Origin of the sequence: Pseudomonas sp. MYb185 (assembly GCF_002979975.1) — a bacterium.
GTDB lineage: Bacteria > Pseudomonadota > Gammaproteobacteria > Pseudomonadales > Pseudomonadaceae > Halopseudomonas.
On the sequence record NZ_PCQD01000006.1, the window covers coordinates 58385 to 73063 of the forward strand.

The 14679-nt window shown below is 58.1% G+C and carries 16 protein-coding genes; 4 read left to right on the forward strand and 12 right to left on the reverse strand.

Annotated elements, in window-relative coordinates:
* Positions 1-2: 2 nt before the first annotated feature.
* A complete protein-coding gene (locus CQ007_RS11020) occupies positions 3-1544 on the reverse strand; it encodes an ABC transporter substrate-binding protein (RefSeq protein ID WP_105645880.1) in 1542 nt (513 codons plus the stop codon).
* Positions 1545-1661: 117 nt separating this feature from the next.
* Entirely contained in the window at positions 1662-2582 is a 921-nt protein-coding gene (locus tag CQ007_RS11025) for a LysR substrate-binding domain-containing protein (protein WP_105646040.1), read from the reverse strand.
* A gap of 154 nt (positions 2583-2736) precedes the next feature.
* Here CQ007_RS11025 and CQ007_RS11030 point away from each other — a divergent pair, with 154 nt between their 5' ends.
* Together CQ007_RS11030 and ycaC are read left to right on the forward strand one after the other, a co-directional pair.
* Complete coding sequence (locus CQ007_RS11030; protein ID WP_105645881.1) at positions 2737-4008, forward strand: porin; 1272 nt, start codon at positions 2737-2739, stop codon at positions 4006-4008.
* Between the two features lie 237 nt (positions 4009-4245).
* Positions 4246-4872 carry an isochorismate family cysteine hydrolase YcaC gene (gene ycaC / locus CQ007_RS11035; protein ID WP_105646041.1) on the forward strand — a complete coding sequence of 209 codons (627 nt, stop codon included), beginning with the start codon at positions 4246-4248 and terminating at the stop codon, positions 4870-4872.
* A gap of 115 nt (positions 4873-4987) precedes the next feature.
* On the opposite strand, the gene CQ007_RS11040 is transcribed toward ycaC, so the two are convergent.
* From CQ007_RS11040 to CQ007_RS11060, 5 genes are all read right to left on the reverse strand, one after another.
* On the reverse strand, positions 4988-5773 hold the full coding sequence (locus CQ007_RS11040; RefSeq protein WP_105645882.1) for a PhzF family phenazine biosynthesis protein: 786 nt from the start codon (positions 5771-5773) through the stop codon (positions 4988-4990).
* A gap of 78 nt (positions 5774-5851) precedes the next feature.
* Positions 5852-6832, reverse strand: coding sequence for an arsenic resistance protein (locus tag CQ007_RS11045; RefSeq protein ID WP_105646042.1), 981 nt, complete (start codon positions 6830-6832; stop codon positions 5852-5854).
* A 173-nt stretch (positions 6833-7005) separates the two neighbouring features.
* Positions 7006-7875 carry a hypothetical protein gene (locus CQ007_RS11050; RefSeq protein WP_256582274.1) on the reverse strand — a complete coding sequence of 290 codons (870 nt, stop codon included), beginning with the start codon at positions 7873-7875 and terminating at the stop codon, positions 7006-7008.
* Between the two features lie 93 nt (positions 7876-7968).
* Complete coding sequence (locus CQ007_RS11055) at positions 7969-8556, reverse strand: glutathione S-transferase family protein (RefSeq protein ID WP_105645883.1); 588 nt, start codon at positions 8554-8556, stop codon at positions 7969-7971.
* Positions 8553-8981 (reverse strand): VOC family protein, encoded by a 429-nt coding sequence (locus CQ007_RS11060; protein ID WP_105645884.1) that lies wholly within the window; start codon positions 8979-8981, stop codon positions 8553-8555. Before CQ007_RS11060 ends, CQ007_RS11055 begins: the two co-directional genes overlap by 4 nt.
* 113 nt (positions 8982-9094) lie before the next feature.
* On the opposite strand from CQ007_RS11060, the gene CQ007_RS11065 reads away from it, so the two are divergent.
* Positions 9095-9997: a LysR family transcriptional regulator gene (locus tag CQ007_RS11065; RefSeq protein ID WP_105645885.1), complete on the forward strand. Its 903-nt coding sequence runs from the start codon at positions 9095-9097 to the stop codon at positions 9995-9997.
* A gap of 42 nt (positions 9998-10039) precedes the next feature.
* Here the strand turns inward: CQ007_RS11065 and CQ007_RS11070 are convergent, their stop codons facing one another.
* The 4 genes from CQ007_RS11070 to CQ007_RS11085 all read right to left on the reverse strand — a co-directional run bounded on the left by CQ007_RS11070 (position 10040) and on the right by CQ007_RS11085 (position 13165).
* Positions 10040-10354 (reverse strand): hypothetical protein, encoded by a 315-nt coding sequence (locus tag CQ007_RS11070; protein WP_105645886.1) that lies wholly within the window; start codon positions 10352-10354, stop codon positions 10040-10042.
* A 223-nt stretch (positions 10355-10577) separates the two neighbouring features.
* Complete coding sequence (locus tag CQ007_RS11075; RefSeq protein WP_105645887.1) at positions 10578-11759, reverse strand: acetyl-CoA C-acetyltransferase; 1182 nt, start codon at positions 11757-11759, stop codon at positions 10578-10580.
* A 14-nt stretch (positions 11760-11773) separates the two neighbouring features.
* Entirely contained in the window at positions 11774-12430 is a 657-nt protein-coding gene (locus tag CQ007_RS11080) for a CoA transferase subunit B (RefSeq protein WP_105645888.1), read from the reverse strand.
* Between the two features lie 36 nt (positions 12431-12466).
* Positions 12467-13165 carry a CoA transferase subunit A gene (locus CQ007_RS11085; protein WP_105645889.1) on the reverse strand — a complete coding sequence of 233 codons (699 nt, stop codon included), beginning with the start codon at positions 13163-13165 and terminating at the stop codon, positions 12467-12469.
* A gap of 137 nt (positions 13166-13302) precedes the next feature.
* Here CQ007_RS11085 and CQ007_RS11090 point away from each other — a divergent pair, with 137 nt between their 5' ends.
* Complete coding sequence (locus CQ007_RS11090; protein WP_105645890.1) at positions 13303-14184, forward strand: LysR family transcriptional regulator; 882 nt, start codon at positions 13303-13305, stop codon at positions 14182-14184.
* Positions 14185-14220: 36 nt separating this feature from the next.
* Here the strand turns inward: CQ007_RS11090 and CQ007_RS11095 are convergent, their stop codons facing one another.
* Positions 14221-14616, reverse strand: coding sequence for a GFA family protein (locus CQ007_RS11095; protein WP_105645891.1), 396 nt, complete (start codon positions 14614-14616; stop codon positions 14221-14223).
* Positions 14617-14679 lie beyond the last annotated feature (63 nt).

Consider the following 14679-nt stretch of genomic DNA (forward strand, 5'->3'; position numbering starts at 1 on the left):
GATCAATGACTCCAGCGGGCCTGCCAAAGACGGGGAACACCATCTTTGGGAACCGACAATTCGAGGCCAGGCGATAGCAGGAAATTCTGGCTGTAGGAAAACATCGGCACCCAGTAGGCCTGCTCGGCAATGCGGTTCAGCGCTTGCCTATAAAGTGCACGACGCTTTTCCGGGTCGATGGTGCGTTCAGCCGCCAGAACCGTTGCAGCCAGGTCTTCGTCACCGGAGTAATTGCGTGGCGTATTCGCAACGAAGTGAACGCCGGTGATCGCAGAGGCGTCAGCGGTACCGCCACCACCGTAAGAAGCGAAGAACGCCGACATGTCCCTGTCATTACGGACTTTGGAAAACACATTCAGCTTGACGTAGCGGAGGTTGGCGTTGATACCCACGGCCCTCAGGTCGCTGACAATCGCCTCGGCCATGATCTTGTCCCGGTAGGCCCACAGATCAAACGAGAAGCCTTGCGGGTAGCCTGCTTCGGCCAACAGCGCTTTGGCCTTGTCCGGGTCATAGGCGTAGACGGGACCGCTGCCTTCACAACCGAACTGATGCGGATGACAGGCAAAATCGATAGCCTCGGCGCTACCCCGCACCAGATACTCTGTGATGGCTTGACGATTGATGGCGTGGTTGAGTGCGCGGCGTACCTTGAGGTTCCTGAACGGCGTCTCGGGGTCGGAGTAACCGGCGGCATCGAGGGTTATGTACCCTATGCGTATATCGTCACCCTCGAGGCGCACGACATTGGGCAAATGACGAACGTTATCCGCCACATCGGGCGGCACATCCAGCATCAGATCGATGCCGCCACTCAACAACTCGGCCTGCTGGGTACCCTGGTCGGGGATGACCCGGAACACCATGTTCTCGATCGCCGGGTTGGCCTTGGGACTGGCCTGGTAATACCCTTCGAAACGGGTCAGGACAATTTCCCGGCCGGCCCTGAAATTCGTGACCCGGTAGGGGCCGATGCCATTCAGCGGCTGCTCTACCGCTCTTGTCCCGACCTCCGCGTAGGTATCCTTCTTGCGCAGCGGAACGCTCACCGCCATGTCGCGCAGCGCCATGGGATAAGGCACCTTGAGATGGAACGAGACCTTGTTGGAAGCCGTTTTCTCGACACTGTCCAGCCAGCCTCTTATGACCGGGCCGCGACTGGTGCCGGAGTCCTTGTGCAGAACCCAATCGAAGGTATACACCACGTCTTCGGCGGTCAGGCGGCTGCCATCGTGAAACATCACATCGTCACGCAAGACGACATCCAGACGGGTTTCGCTCACCCATTCGTAAGACGCGGCTGCCAGCGGTACAAATTCCAGGCTTTCCGGATCGACGTGAAACAGCCCGTCGTCAGTCAGCTGCGACAGGATGAGCCCCTCGCGCTGAACAGAATAAAGCCGGTCAACCGTGGTCAGAGGCATGGCCAGCGCAACCACCAGCGTGTCGCTACGCTCCCCAGCGTCAGCGAACATCGACAGCGCGCCGGCGGCCAACAAGCCTGTCAGGCAGATGCCAACCCGGCGTGGATAGTGAATCCTCATTTCTCCTCCTGTTGTATTTATTGGAGATCAAGCAATGAGCTGAGTGTAGGCAGGGCTAATGCTTTTTAAAATTGCATATAATCAATAGAAATATGCAATTAATGCATGTATTGCGGATCACTCGTCGCCGGTCATCGTTGCGTTATCCCCCAGGGCGGACACGACTTCTTCCCGCAGGCAACGGACCAGGCTGGTGGTAGCGGGCGTCTCTTCGAATCCGGGAGGAAACAGCAGAACGAATTGCAATCTGTAACGCGGAGCCAACGGGCGCAGGCAGAAGCGCGTCCTGTCGACTGCAAGGGCGGTCAGACGGTCGATAATCGTTACCCCCAGCCCCTCGGCAACCATCTGGCAGGCAAGCACGCTCGACGTTGTCTCGATCTTGCAGTTCAACTCCACACCGGCCGCCTGGAAAATCTCTTCCATCTGTAGCCGGGGCCTCAACCCCGAGGCCAGGGCGATAATATCGTGCTCTGCCAGATCCCTGGCCGACACGGCCTCGGCGCTTTCCAGAGGATGCCCTGTGGGGATCATCACCATCGCATCGGTATCGAAAAACGGCCGTTGAATGACCGATGGGTGATTACAGGGCTTGGTCAGCGCCACGGCAATATCGTAATGACGACCCGCGACCCATTGTTCGATATCCCGATGCCCGCGCACATCGACACTGAAGCGCTGGTCGGGATGCTCCTTTACAAAGCGCGCCAAGGCCGGAGACACAAGACTATTGGCCAATCTGGCCAGCGCGACGATACGCAGGGTGCGGGTCCCGCCTTCCTTGATTTCACGTACGATACGCGGCAGGTCCTCGAGGTTGGAGAGTATCTTTTCCGTTTCCCGATAGAACTCCTTCCCCTCGGGCGTGAGCACCAGTCGGCGTTTTTCGCGCTTGAAGAGCTTCAGTTTCAGTTCATCTTCCAACGTCGAGATCAGCCGGCTGGTCGCCGGCTGGCTCAAGTTCATCACCGAGGCTGCCGCAACCAATGAGCCGTGAACAACAACAGCGCGAAAGCACTTCAACTTCTTGATATTCAAGTCATTCTCCAAATAACATGCAGAAAACGCATATATCTATCCGATATTTCGAATTTACATAAGTATTCATAATAGTGGATAACTCCGCTGAGAAAACCTGGTTTCTCACACGAATATCAGGCGAAACGCCATAGAATAAGAATTAGGAGGAAGCATGAAGCTTTCGAGAATGGTGATGCTATCGAGCATTTTCAGCTTGCCCGTGCTGCCGGCATTGGCGCTCGAAGTGGAAATCGGCGGCCAAATCAATCGTGCAGCAATGTATGTTGAGGATGGGTACAGCGAGAACTTCAGGGGGCTCGGCTCCAATTCGGAACTTTATCATGTCGATAACAGAAACAGCCCTTCACGCATCAATGTGCGAGGCACACAGAGGCTACTGGATGGCTGGACTGCCGGCGCACTACTAGAGACCGGGATGTATTCGAACCTCTCCACCGATGTGTCACCGCAGGATAAAAGTACCTCTGGAGAATTGGAACAGAGAATCACTGATGGCTTCGTTGACTCTCCTTTCGGCAAAATAACCCTCGGTCGAGGCGAAGGCGCAGCCTACGCGACAGGCAGGAGAGATTATTCCGGTACCGGCGTAATCAGCTTTCGGCACCCGGGGCTAATCGGCGGCGGGCTGTATTTCGATGAGACCAGGAAATCGGTGATCACCAACAGAAACGCCAGTGGCAACGTCACCAGCGTGGGCCCACCGGCCCCTGACAGCAACCCGAACAAGGTCTCCATTATCGGCAGTATTCGCGACTTCAACTTCGAAGGCCGCCACGACCGCATCCGCTATGACAGCCCGCGAATGGGCCCGGTAACCCTGTCCGTCAGCACCGGGCACGGCACCGGTGAGCAGAGCCACAACTCCATTCTCGAGGTGGGCGCCAGAGCCGGTGTACGTGTTCTGGGCGGCAGGGCGCTGGCTGGCCTGGGGTACTCACGCGCGAAAAGAAACTCGGCCGATCCCAGCGTATCCTTCGACCCGGACGACAGCAGCTTCGATCCGAATGTGCGGACTTATGGCGGCTCGGTATCCTGGATCGCCGAGAACGGCATCAACGTCACCTTCGCCGCGCTGAACCGGGTAGAGAAACAGACCGAGGCATCGAAAACCGGCAACCTGACGCACAACCGCTCGGAGTTGGCGAAGTTTCGCTACGTCAAGCTGGGCTATCGTCCCAGTCGCAAACATGCATTCGATGTTCATTGGGGAGTAACCAAGGACAGGAACAAGGTGGGCGATGTGGGAACCGTGATAGGCGCGGGCTATGTCTGGAGTCCTACGCATATGTTCGATGCTTATGCGGGCGCCAAGGTCCATAGTTTCAAACGCAAAAGCTGGGAAACCTTCAGTGGCAGAACCTCATATGATCTTGAATATGAAGATATTTCAGTGTTGACCACGGGTATCAGAGTGAAATTCTGACACAGGCAATAAGCTGTCCTCCCCCAAGTACCCACAAGAAGTTGGGGCCTTGGGGGGCCACTCAGGTCACCAGCGTGAGTGGCAGGGCCTTTAGATAAAACGCCGAATGGCAGCCTCGCGTCATACCCAATACCACTTCTTGGGCCTAAGCTCTATCAGTCGGTCTTGATCACCCCTGCTGTTGCAGCTCATCACTACCCGATGAATGACACCGGATCCCATGAACAGGAGATGGCCATGAGCACACCTTATATTCGCCTGGACAAGAACGATGCCGCCGTACTGCTGGTCGATCACCAGACCGGCCTGCTGTCCCTGGTAAGAGACATCCACCCCGATACCTTCAAGAACAACGTATTGGCCTTGGCGGATCTGGCCAAGTACTTCGAACTGCCCACCATCCTCACCACCAGCTTCGAAGACGGTCCGAACGGCCCGTTGGTGCCCGAGCTCAAGGAACTCTTCCCGGATGCGCCCTATATCGCCCGCCCAGGCCAGATCAATGCCTGGGACAACGAGGACTTTGTCGCGGCGGTAAAAGCGACCGGAAGGAAGCAGTTGATCATCGCGGGTGTGGTGACTGAAGTCTGCGTGGCCTTCCCCGCTCTTTCAGCCTTGGCCGAAGGTTTTGACGTATTCGTCGTGACTGATGCCTCCGGCACCTTCAACGAGCTGACACGCAACTCGGCGCTGGATCGCATGATCGCTGCCGGAGCCCAGCCGATGACCTGGTTCGGCGTCGCCTGCGAACTGCACCGCGATTGGCGCAATGATGTCGAGGGCCTGGGCACGCTGTTCTCCAACCATATCCCGGACTATCGCAACCTGATCAACAGCTACAACACGCTGACGGGAGGCAAATGAAAGATGCCGCACCCTGCTTTCTCCTGCCGACGTGGCATGCAATAGGTTCAATGCGCCGCTGATTCAGGCCGGATCAGACGCCGTGTTCTTCAGCCAACCACGTGCAGGGCGGACCTCATATAAAGATCGTGCCGCGCAAGTAGAGTGCCCCCTGCCCGCTGATGATGACTCGGTCATTGTCCAGGACTTCGCAATGCAACTGCCCCTTGCGCGCCCCGCCTTGCTCGGCAATCAGGTCGCTTTTGCCCAGGCGCTTGGCCCAGTATGTCGCCAGGGAGGTATGGGCCGAGCCGGTGACAGGGTCCTCGTTGACCCCAACCCGAGGGCCAAACCAGCGAGAGACGAAGTCGAAATGGCGACCCGGCGCGGTTACCGCGACACCGCGCACGTCGAACGCGGCTAATGCGACGAAGTCGGGGGCAAGCCCGGCGACGATGGCTTCATCCTCGACCACGACCAGATAATCGTCGGTGCGATAAAGCGCATCGGCCCGCTCCAGGCCCAGGGCTTGCAGCAATCCAGGCGGAACAGCGACCAGTTCAGGGTGCTTGGACGGGAAGTCCATGGCCAGGCGCCCGTCCTTGCGGCTCACCCGCAACTCACCGCTGCGGGTGGAAAAACGCAACACGTCCCGCGCTTCGCCGAACTGCTCGAACAGTACCCATGCAGTTGCCAGAGTAGCGTGCCCGCAAAGGTCGACTTCCACCGTGGGGGTGAACCAGCGCAGCTCGAACACCTCGCCATTGCGTACACAATAGGCCGTCTCGGACAGATTGTTCTCTGCTGCGATTCGTTGCAGCACCTCATCAGGCAGCCAGGCCTCCAGCGGACAGACCGCCGCAGGATTGCCGCCGAAAATCTCGGAGGAAAAAGCATCCACCTGGAAAATATCGAGTTGCATTCTCGCGCCCTCACGATCCCGTTCATACCGCCCCGCAAGCCTGAAAATTGTACCTGACCCCAATCCCAGGTTGCCAGGTCAGCGCCGGAACGGAACCTCTGCTCTCTCCCGCACCAAGGAGGGAATCGCGCGGATATAGATCAGCTCACTGACCAACTCGACCAGTGTCTGCGTGATAACTGCGGCCGCTGCGAGCCCTCGGATTTCTTCGGGAAGGGCCAGTGCCAGGGGCAGAACCACCAACGAGTTACGTGTCGCACTACTGAAGGCGACCGATCTCACCGTTGTCACAGGCAATCTGAAGGCGCGTGCAACCAGCATCCCTATCAACGGCGCCAGGAGCATGAAGCTGATGTACACGGGAAAGACGGGCAATAGCTGCTCTATATCCCCCACCACAAACGCCACCTGCGACGCGATCACCACGACCAATACCGTGGCCATGGCTGGGACAGGCACCCAACCCCAGGCGTGGTTCCATAGATTCACAACCCTGGATCCTTTGCCCCCCGCGGCGGTGAATACCGCCAACACCAGGGGTAATACGATCAACAACAGAAAGGCCTCGACGAATGGACCAATGGAGATCACAACAGCTGAATCAGGACCCAGCATGAAAGCCAGGTATAGAGGCAATAACACAAGCTGCAGCAAAAGGAGTACCGGCGTGGCGACCAGTGTCAGCCTGGCGTCACCCTTTCCCAGGTGGGTGAACACCACGACATAATCGATACAGGGAGTAAGCAAGACCAGCAAGGCCCCCACCAGAATCGCCGGGTGATCGGAGAGCCCCCTGGTCAGTGCCCACACCAGCAAAGGGATGAGGACGAAATTCGCTATCAGAAGAGCAAGCATGAAGCGTTTGTTACTGAGCCCTTCTCGAAGCTCGAGAAACGGGATCTGCAGGAACATGGCGTACATGAGTACTGCAATGGCAGGAGTCACGAGTACGCTCAATACCTGGGAGGCAGTGGGGAATGCAAGGCCTCCGATAGCCGCCAGGATGACGGCGGCGAAATAGATTGGAATCTGATTCTGTTCCAGTTGTTCTCTGTCCACACTATGCCCTTGAGATACGTAAACATCTTTCAACCGAACAGGATATATCTCCAGCCGCTGATTTGGCTCTCCAAGGCGGCGGATCGTACTCCGTCTGAATAGGCATTGTCGTCGCCTTTATTGTCAGTAATCAACACTGCCTTGAGCGGGATGTTATGCATATCGAGAGGAGCTCAGGGTGCGCCTGATTCAAGCCGGATAAGACGCCGCTCCTGCAAACTCACTGGTGGTTCGAAGACCTCGGCGTAATGCTTCCTGGCCAAACGCCGGATCAGCCCCGAGTCCCGCGCTGCCGGCATCACCTCGAGTAATAGCCGGTGCAGTTCGGGCTGGGCGGGTGAGACGTAGAGGATATGGTCCTGGTCGTAGACGAATACCAGGTTGCGCTCCACATCCAGCTCGGGATACTGCGCCCACTCCTGGCTCATTTCATGCGCGCCCCGGGGCAGGTAATCCACCTTGCGCGCCGGTGAGGCCACCATCCGGTAAAGGCGCCGCCAATCACCACTGATGGTTTCCACCGGCAGGCCATTGATTTCCCAGATTACCCGGTCGGCCCAGGCTTCCCCGATGGCCGCCACCCTGCCCGTTCTTCGGAAGTCCTCAAGGCTATATACCGCGTCATAGCGCGGCTGACTGCCCTTGTGGATGAAGAGAATTCGATGATTGACCAAGCTATCGGTCATGCCAACCAACACCGGGAGAAACCGGCGATCACGCTCTGCCGTTTGCCCGAGGATCAGCGCGCTGATCTCACCCTGCTGCAACATTACCTCCAGGCGAGTCATGGGGATATCTCCCCGATCAGCCCTCACCTCCACTGCCACCTCATGCCCGCTGGTCTCCAGCGCGCTTTCCAGCAGCAGGCGAGCATACGCTACCGCCTCCGGCGTGCCTCCCAGCCGCAGCGGCAGTGGCGAACCCGCCTGCACGCTGACAGTGATCCCGAGTGTCAGCCAACACAGGGCGACCAGTATCAACTGCCCGCATGTCCGCGCCAGTGGCAGATCGCATTGATCTCTACACAACGTTGCTGTTGTCATGGGGACGATGATAAGTCGATTCAATATCATGTTGCCACTTACGCACCTGGTCCCTCGGCACTTCGCTACAGACAACGCGACCTGCATGCCTGATCACGGCTTAGGTAAATAACCTGGCAATCCTTCCATCCTCTTAACCCACCGGACAACATGTGTGTAGGGCGTGAGATCCACACCACCTTCCGGCGCCAGCACGACATAGGGGTAGACGGCGCAGTCCGCAATAGTGGGGCGGCTCATCGCAAGCCAGTCGTTGCACTCCAGATGCTTGTCCAGCAGTGAGAGCACCACTGTTGACTTCGCCAGCGCTGCCGACTTGTCCAAGGGCTGGCCGAACTTCTTCACCAACCGCGCAGCACAGAGACTGTGCTCGATCTCATTGGCGGCGAAAGACAGCCATTGCACAATGTCAGCCTGGCCCTGAGCATGCGCTGGCCACCAGGCCAGACCGCCGTGGCTACCAGCGAGGTATACCAGGATGGCCTGCGAGTCGCGAACCACATGCGACCCGTCCTGCAGAACAGGTACTTGCCCCAAGGGATTCAGATCTGACAACGGCGGCTTTTTATGTGCCCCGCTCACAAAATCCACCGCCATCACTTCAAGCGGGATGTTGGCCAGGGAAGCAAAAAGCCTCACCTTGTAGCAGTTACCGGATGCTTCCAGATCATAGAGTTTCATTCTGCACCTCCATTGATAAGCTGATTGAACTCGAGGACATTGCCGTCAGGGTCGCGAATGAACAGTGCGACTCTCCTGGGACCGATGGGATGCGGCCCCTGCGTGACAACTATCCCCTGCTCGCCGAGCCAGGCTTCAAGTGCCTGGAGATCATCGACAACGAAGGCCGGATGCGTCACCCCCGGCAGCTTCACTGGCGCGTCCAGCAGGATGTTGTGAGCATGCGGTACGCGAGCACCGTTGAAGATCAGATTGATACGAACGCCGTCGGGACTCAGCATCTCGTTGGCTTCGTACAGCGGAAAATCGGCACTCTCGACGAACCCGAGTGCCTGGTAGAAAGACATCGCCCGGCTCTTGTCGCTGACACGAATGCCGATGTGGTCATATGCAAGAATGCGAGCGGGGCTTGGCTGCTGGCTCATATAGTCGACTCCGGATGAGATCAGTCAGTGCAGTGTCAGACAAGGGGCACATTTCACCTATGCCGCGAACCTGACAATACTTATGCGTTAAATGCACAAATCGGAAGGTAGCAATGGACAGGCTCAAGGCAATGGCTAATTTCGTCCGGATCGTTGACAGCGGTAGCTTGAGTTCGGCGGCTGATGCGACAGGGCAATCGGTGGCATCGGTTGTACGCTCGCTGGCGGCTCTGGAACGCCATCTTGGGGTTCGGTTGCTGAACCGCAGTACCCGGCGCATGGCCCTGACGGATGAAGGCGAAGAATACCTGGCCTGGAGCCGCCGTATGCTCGCAGACTTCGACGACATGGAGCAGCGACTGGAAGCGAAGGATGGCCTCGTACGAGGCCTGCTTCGCGTGACAGCACCCGTGGAGTTCGGGCACCGCTACCTCGCGCCGCTGGTGAACGAGTTCATCAAGGAAAACGGGGAAGTCAGGGTTGAGCTGAACCTGACTGACCAGGTGGTGCCCTTGCTGGATGAGCGCCTCGACCTTGCGCTCCGCCTCGGGCATCTTCCCGACTCGGCCATGGTGGCGAGACAGGTCGGTGCGACTCGGCTCATCACCTGCGCCAGCCCGGATTACCTTCGTGCCGCACCGGCTATCGACAGCCCCGCATCGTTGCGCGAGCACGCCTGCATAGCACTGTCCTCACAGGGGCGACACTGGTACTACCGACACCAAGGGAAGGTGTTGGCCGAAGAAATCGCTCCGAGGCTGGTGTGCAACCAAATCCGTGCCGCCAGCCAAGCCTGTGTGCAGGGCCTGGGCGTTACCCGGTTGATGCATTATCAGGTGGCAGATGAGCTGGCCGATGGTCGTCTGCTCAGGGTGCTCAAGAGTTTCGAGCCGACGGACCTGCCGGTCCAGCTGGTCTATCCGCATTCCCTGCGGCTCTCGCCACGGGTGAGAGCCTTTGTCGAATGGGCGGGTCCTCAGTTGGAAAGGCTTACGCCTGATCCCGAGGATGTCTAGCCTGTAGTTCGCTCCTTCCGATTACCTGACTGTTTCAGGGTCTCATAGGGTCTTGGACAGTTTCTGTTCAGCCTCAACGTATACAGGTGTCTTACCCGCATCGGCATAGATCTCTTCACCTTCCTCGACACGGATCACGTCTGTTCCCTTCACGTATGGCATGGCCTGTTCTGCTTCCTTGATAGCAGAGTGGATCAGACCTTGGGTAATGGTGGCTTCATCCAGCCCGTATGCCTGCGCAAAAGCCTTGATTTTGACCAGATCATGCTTGTGCATCGTCAGGGTGTATTCAACCCATTCACTGGATTCCTGAGACTTGGACTCCCAGTTGTTGAGCATTTTCTCAAAGGTGTCCATAGGGCTTCTCCTGAGTGACTAGACGTGTTCCTAAATTGAGACTGTCGCAATGGCCCATGGTTCGTTGAGATACCAACCTGTCGGCGCTGTACCTGACCGAGCTACAGGTCACCGAACAGAATGGCTGGTATCGCTGCTGGCATGGTTAGTCCTTTCCGTTATTAGTTGGCCACTACACTTTGCGTGTATGACGCCTCAGCCAAACATCCAGGAAAAAGGGGGGCTATTCTCGCTCCACGCAAATGGCGACCCCCTGCCCCCCGCCGATACACAGGGTTGCCAAGCCCTTTTTTACGTCCCGGCGCCGCATTTCATGGAGCAGCGATACCAGCACGCGACACCCGGAGGCTCCAATTGGATGTCCCAGGGCAATGGCACCGCCGTTGACATTCACCTTGCTGTGATCCCAGCCGAGCTCCCGGCTGACCGCCAGTGCCTGCACGGCGAAAGCCTCGTTCGCTTCGATGAGATCCAGGTCAGAGACTGCCCACCCCGCCTTATCCAAGCTACGCCGGGTTGCAGTAACCGGCCCCATGCCCATGATTTCCGGCTCTACGCCTGAACTGGCGTAGGATACGATCCGTGCCAGGACGGGCATGCCGAGCTTCTCGGCCTTGTCAGCACTCATCAGCAGCACGGCTGCAGCGCCATCATTGAGCGTGGAGGCATTGCCAGCAGTAACGCTACCGTCCTTGTCGAACGCTGGCCGCAGACGCGCCAGCGAGTCGATGGTCGTTTCTCTGCGCGGTTGCTCGTCAACCTCGAAGCGAAGCGCCTCGCCCTTGCGCTGGGGCAATATGACCGGTGTAATCTCTTCCTTGAACCTGCCCGCATCGATCGCTGCCACGGCTTTGGCCTGGGATGCCACTGCCAGGGCATCCTGATCCTCGCGGCTGATACCAAATCGGTTGGCAAGGTTCTCCGCCGTCTGGCCCATATGGTAATCGTGGAATGCATCCCATAGACCATCGATGATCATGGTATCCAACAGGCTGCCATGTCCCATCCGCAAACCGGTCCGCACCTTGGGCAGCGTATAGGGCGCCAGGCTCATATTTTCCTGTCCGCCGGCAATCACTACATCGGCGTCGCCGCAGGCAATCGCCTGCGCTGCCAGATGGACTGCCTTGAGCCCTGATCCGCACACCTTGTTGATGGTCATCGCAGGTACCGTCACCGGCAAACCGGCATGGATGGCTGCCTGTCGGGCAGGGTTCTGGCCAGCCCCTGCGGTCAGTACCTGTCCAAGGATGACCTCATCCACTGCATTGGGGGCCAGACCATTTCGCGCCAACAGGCTTCGGATGACCGTTTCACCGAGTCGATGGGCCGGGATACCGGCCAAAGCGCCCTGGAAGCTGCCGATCGCTGTGCGTGTCGCATCGACAATGACAACCTCCCGCATACGATCCCCTCTCGTCATAACTGCATCTCCGGTACGTACTCCGGCACAATCAGGCGACCCGCCGTTTTGCTGACAATTTCCTCCACACTGACGCCAGGAGCCCGCTCCTTCAGAACGAAGGCGCCCTCTGCGATCTCCAGGTAAGCCAGATCAGTCAGCACGCGCTTGATGCATCCGGCCCCGGTCAGCGGCAGGCTGCACCGCTCCAGCAGCTTGGATTCACCGTCCCTGGAGGCGTGGGTCATGGTGACAATGATGTTTTCCGCTCCGGCAACCAGATCCATCGCCCCTCCCATACCCTTGACCAGCTTGCCTGGGACCATCCATGAAGCGATATTGCCATGCACATCCACTTCGAAGGCACCGAGCACGGTGAGGTCAATGTGCCCTCCCCGGATCATCGCGAAGGAGGCAGCGGAGTCAAAGATCGAGGCGCCAATGCGCGCGGTGACGGTCTGTTTCCCGGCATTGATCATGTCCGCATCCAGCTCGTCTTCCGTGGGGTATTGCCCCATTCCGAGTAGACCGTTCTCGGACTGCAGCATGACCTCCATGCCTTCCGGCACATAGTTCGCCACCAGAGTAGGGATACCAATCCCCAGATTCACGTAAAAACCATCCTGCAGTTCACGGGCAACACGTTGCGCCATCTGCTCACGAGTCAGTGCCATGTCTATGTCCTCTTGTTTTTTGTCAGCAGCGCTGTATCAATCGCGCAGGGTGCGCTTCTCGATACGCTTCTCGAAACTGCCGCAGATCAACCGGTCAACGTAGATGCCGGGCGTCTGAATCTGGCTGGGCTCGATTTCGCCGGGCTCGACGATTTCTTCCACTTCCACAACCGTGATCTTTCCGGCGGCAGCGGCCAGCGGGTTGAAGTTCTGTGCGGTATGGCGGTAGATAACGTTGCCGAAGCGATCGGCCTTCCAGCCCTTGACGATGGCGAAGTCGCCAACAATGGCGTGCTCCAGCACATAATGACGGCCAGCGAACTCGCGGGCTTCCTTGCCTTCGGCAATAGGGGTGCCGAATCCGGTGGCTGTATAGAACGCAGGGATGCCGGCTCCCCCAGCCCGCAGCTTCTCGGCCAGGGTGCCCTGCGGGGTCAGCTCGACCTCCAGCTCACCATCAAGCAGTTGGCGTTCAAACAGGGCATTCTCGCCGACATAGGAGGCAATCATCTTGCGGATCTGCCGCTCTTCGAGCAGCACACCCAACCCGAATCCATCTACTCCGCAGTTATTGGAAACCACCGTCAGGTCTGTGGTGCCCTTTCTGCGGATCTCTGCAATCAGGTTTTCCGGTATACCGCACAGCCCGAAGCCCCCCGCCAGAACTGTCATGCCATCCTGCAGGCCATCCAGTGCTTCGGCATAAGAAGCCACACGTTTATCGAAACCAGACATGTTGTTTACCTTTATTGAGTTCTTTACTGGTAAACATGAGTGTGAGAGAAAGGGAGTTATTTGTTAAATTTGTTTTTTCACGCTATTGACCCGGAAAATCAATAAATAGGTACACTCATCCTCTAGGCGGATACGGCATGACAGTCAAACAGTTGCGAGCCTTTCTCGCGGTAGCGCAAACCTTGAGCTTTGCTCAGGCCGGAGAACGGCTCTACATGTCCCAATCTGCCCTGAGCCTGTCGATAAAGACCCTGGAAGACAGGCTGGGCGGGCGTCTGTTCAGCCGAACCACTCGGGCCGTCAACCTCACCCCGGAAGGCCATGCCCTGCTACCCTTGGCCCGCCGCCTGATTGCCGACTGGGACAATGCCGAAGATGAACTGCGCCAGCGCTTCACTTTACGCCGGGGGCGCGTCTCCATCGCCGCCATGCCGTCCTTTGCCGGCAACCGCCTGCCACCCATGCTCATGCATTTTCGCGAGCGCTATCCTGCAATCGGAATCACAGTCCACGATGTGATCAACGAGCAGGTAATAGAGATGGTTCGTAACCGCCAGGTTGAGCTGGGGATTGCCTTTGAGCCTGGCAGCGACACGTCACTCAGCTTCAAGCCCTTGTATCTGGACCGCTTCGTCGCGGTAGTACCGGAGACATCCCCCCTGGCGGAATGCGAAGAGGTTTGCTGGGAAGATTTACTACCCTACCCTTTTATCACCTTGCAAAGGCCGTCCAGCGTTCGGGTCATGCTGGAGGACAGCCTGAGCATCGGCGCGCAAAAACTGGACGTATCAATGGAGAGCCACCAGTTGGCGACTGTAGGACGCATGGTAGCTAGCGGCCTGGGTGTGAGCGTGGTGCCCGCCCTGTGCATTCAGCAGATGCATGAACTAGGTGCGCGCTGCATTCCATTGACGAGCCCGGTGATAGAGCGACCGATCGGCATCCTGACCAAAGCCGACCATGAACTGTCTGTTGCTGCCAAGGCCCTTGCCGATACGCTTGGCGAACTCTGCTCCTGAGCCCAACCCTGGCGGGAGCCTGCAGTGTTCCACCGTCTAGCCTCCCTCGAAGCGCCCCGTACCATCCCGATCCCGCTCATACCGCCTGGCAAGCGGAAACGGCGGCAACCAGGATTCACGCCGGATGATCCAGCTTTCATAGGTCGGCACCAGTTGATCAGGCGTATCCAACGCCCCCAGGTTCACTTCGACTTCATCTGCGGTGCGGCCAAAAACCGACGAGCCACAACGAGGGCAGAAGAAGCGCCCGGCGTACTCAGCTGTTTCGCCTTCGATGCTCACCGCCTCCTGGGGGAATATCGCGGAGGCATGAAATAGCGCGCCGTGGTGCTTGCGGCATTCGAGGCAGTGGCACAGGCCAACCCGGTAAGGTCGTCCCGACGCCACGAAGCGGACATCGCCGCATAGGCAGCCGCCAGTGAATCGTTCCATATCGCGTCTCCTCTGAAATCAGATGGCCGGAACGGTTACAACCTACCCCGCCGGGCGTTGATC

Coding starts and splice junctions, on each gene's coding strand:
- CQ007_RS11055 (WP_105645883.1), bottom strand. CDS start 8,556: ATGAAACTCTATGATCTGGAAGCATCCGGTAACTGCTACAAGGTGAGG.
- CQ007_RS11050 (WP_256582274.1), bottom strand. CDS start 7,875: ATGACAACAGCAACGTTGTGTAGAGATCAATGCGATCTGCCACTGGCG.
- CQ007_RS11080 (WP_105645888.1), bottom strand. CDS start 12,430: ATGGCACTGACTCGTGAGCAGATGGCGCAACGTGTTGCCCGTGAACTG.
- CQ007_RS11060 (WP_105645884.1), bottom strand. CDS start 8,981: ATGAGCCAGCAGCCAAGCCCCGCTCGCATTCTTGCATATGACCACATC.
- CQ007_RS11095 (WP_105645891.1), bottom strand. CDS start 14,616: ATGGAACGATTCACTGGCGGCTGCCTATGCGGCGATGTCCGCTTCGTG.
- ycaC (WP_105646041.1), top strand. CDS start 4,246: ATGAGCACACCTTATATTCGCCTGGACAAGAACGATGCCGCCGTACTG.
- CQ007_RS11070 (WP_105645886.1), bottom strand. CDS start 10,354: ATGGACACCTTTGAGAAAATGCTCAACAACTGGGAGTCCAAGTCTCAG.
- CQ007_RS11040 (WP_105645882.1), bottom strand. CDS start 5,773: ATGCAACTCGATATTTTCCAGGTGGATGCTTTTTCCTCCGAGATTTTC.
- CQ007_RS11020 (WP_105645880.1), bottom strand. CDS start 1,544: ATGAGGATTCACTATCCACGCCGGGTTGGCATCTGCCTGACAGGCTTG.
- CQ007_RS11075 (WP_105645887.1), bottom strand. CDS start 11,759: ATGCGGGAGGTTGTCATTGTCGATGCGACACGCACAGCGATCGGCAGC.
- CQ007_RS11065 (WP_105645885.1), top strand. CDS start 9,095: ATGGACAGGCTCAAGGCAATGGCTAATTTCGTCCGGATCGTTGACAGC.
- CQ007_RS11030 (WP_105645881.1), top strand. CDS start 2,737: ATGAAGCTTTCGAGAATGGTGATGCTATCGAGCATTTTCAGCTTGCCC.
- CQ007_RS11085 (WP_105645889.1), bottom strand. CDS start 13,165: ATGTCTGGTTTCGATAAACGTGTGGCTTCTTATGCCGAAGCACTGGAT.
- CQ007_RS11090 (WP_105645890.1), top strand. CDS start 13,303: ATGACAGTCAAACAGTTGCGAGCCTTTCTCGCGGTAGCGCAAACCTTG.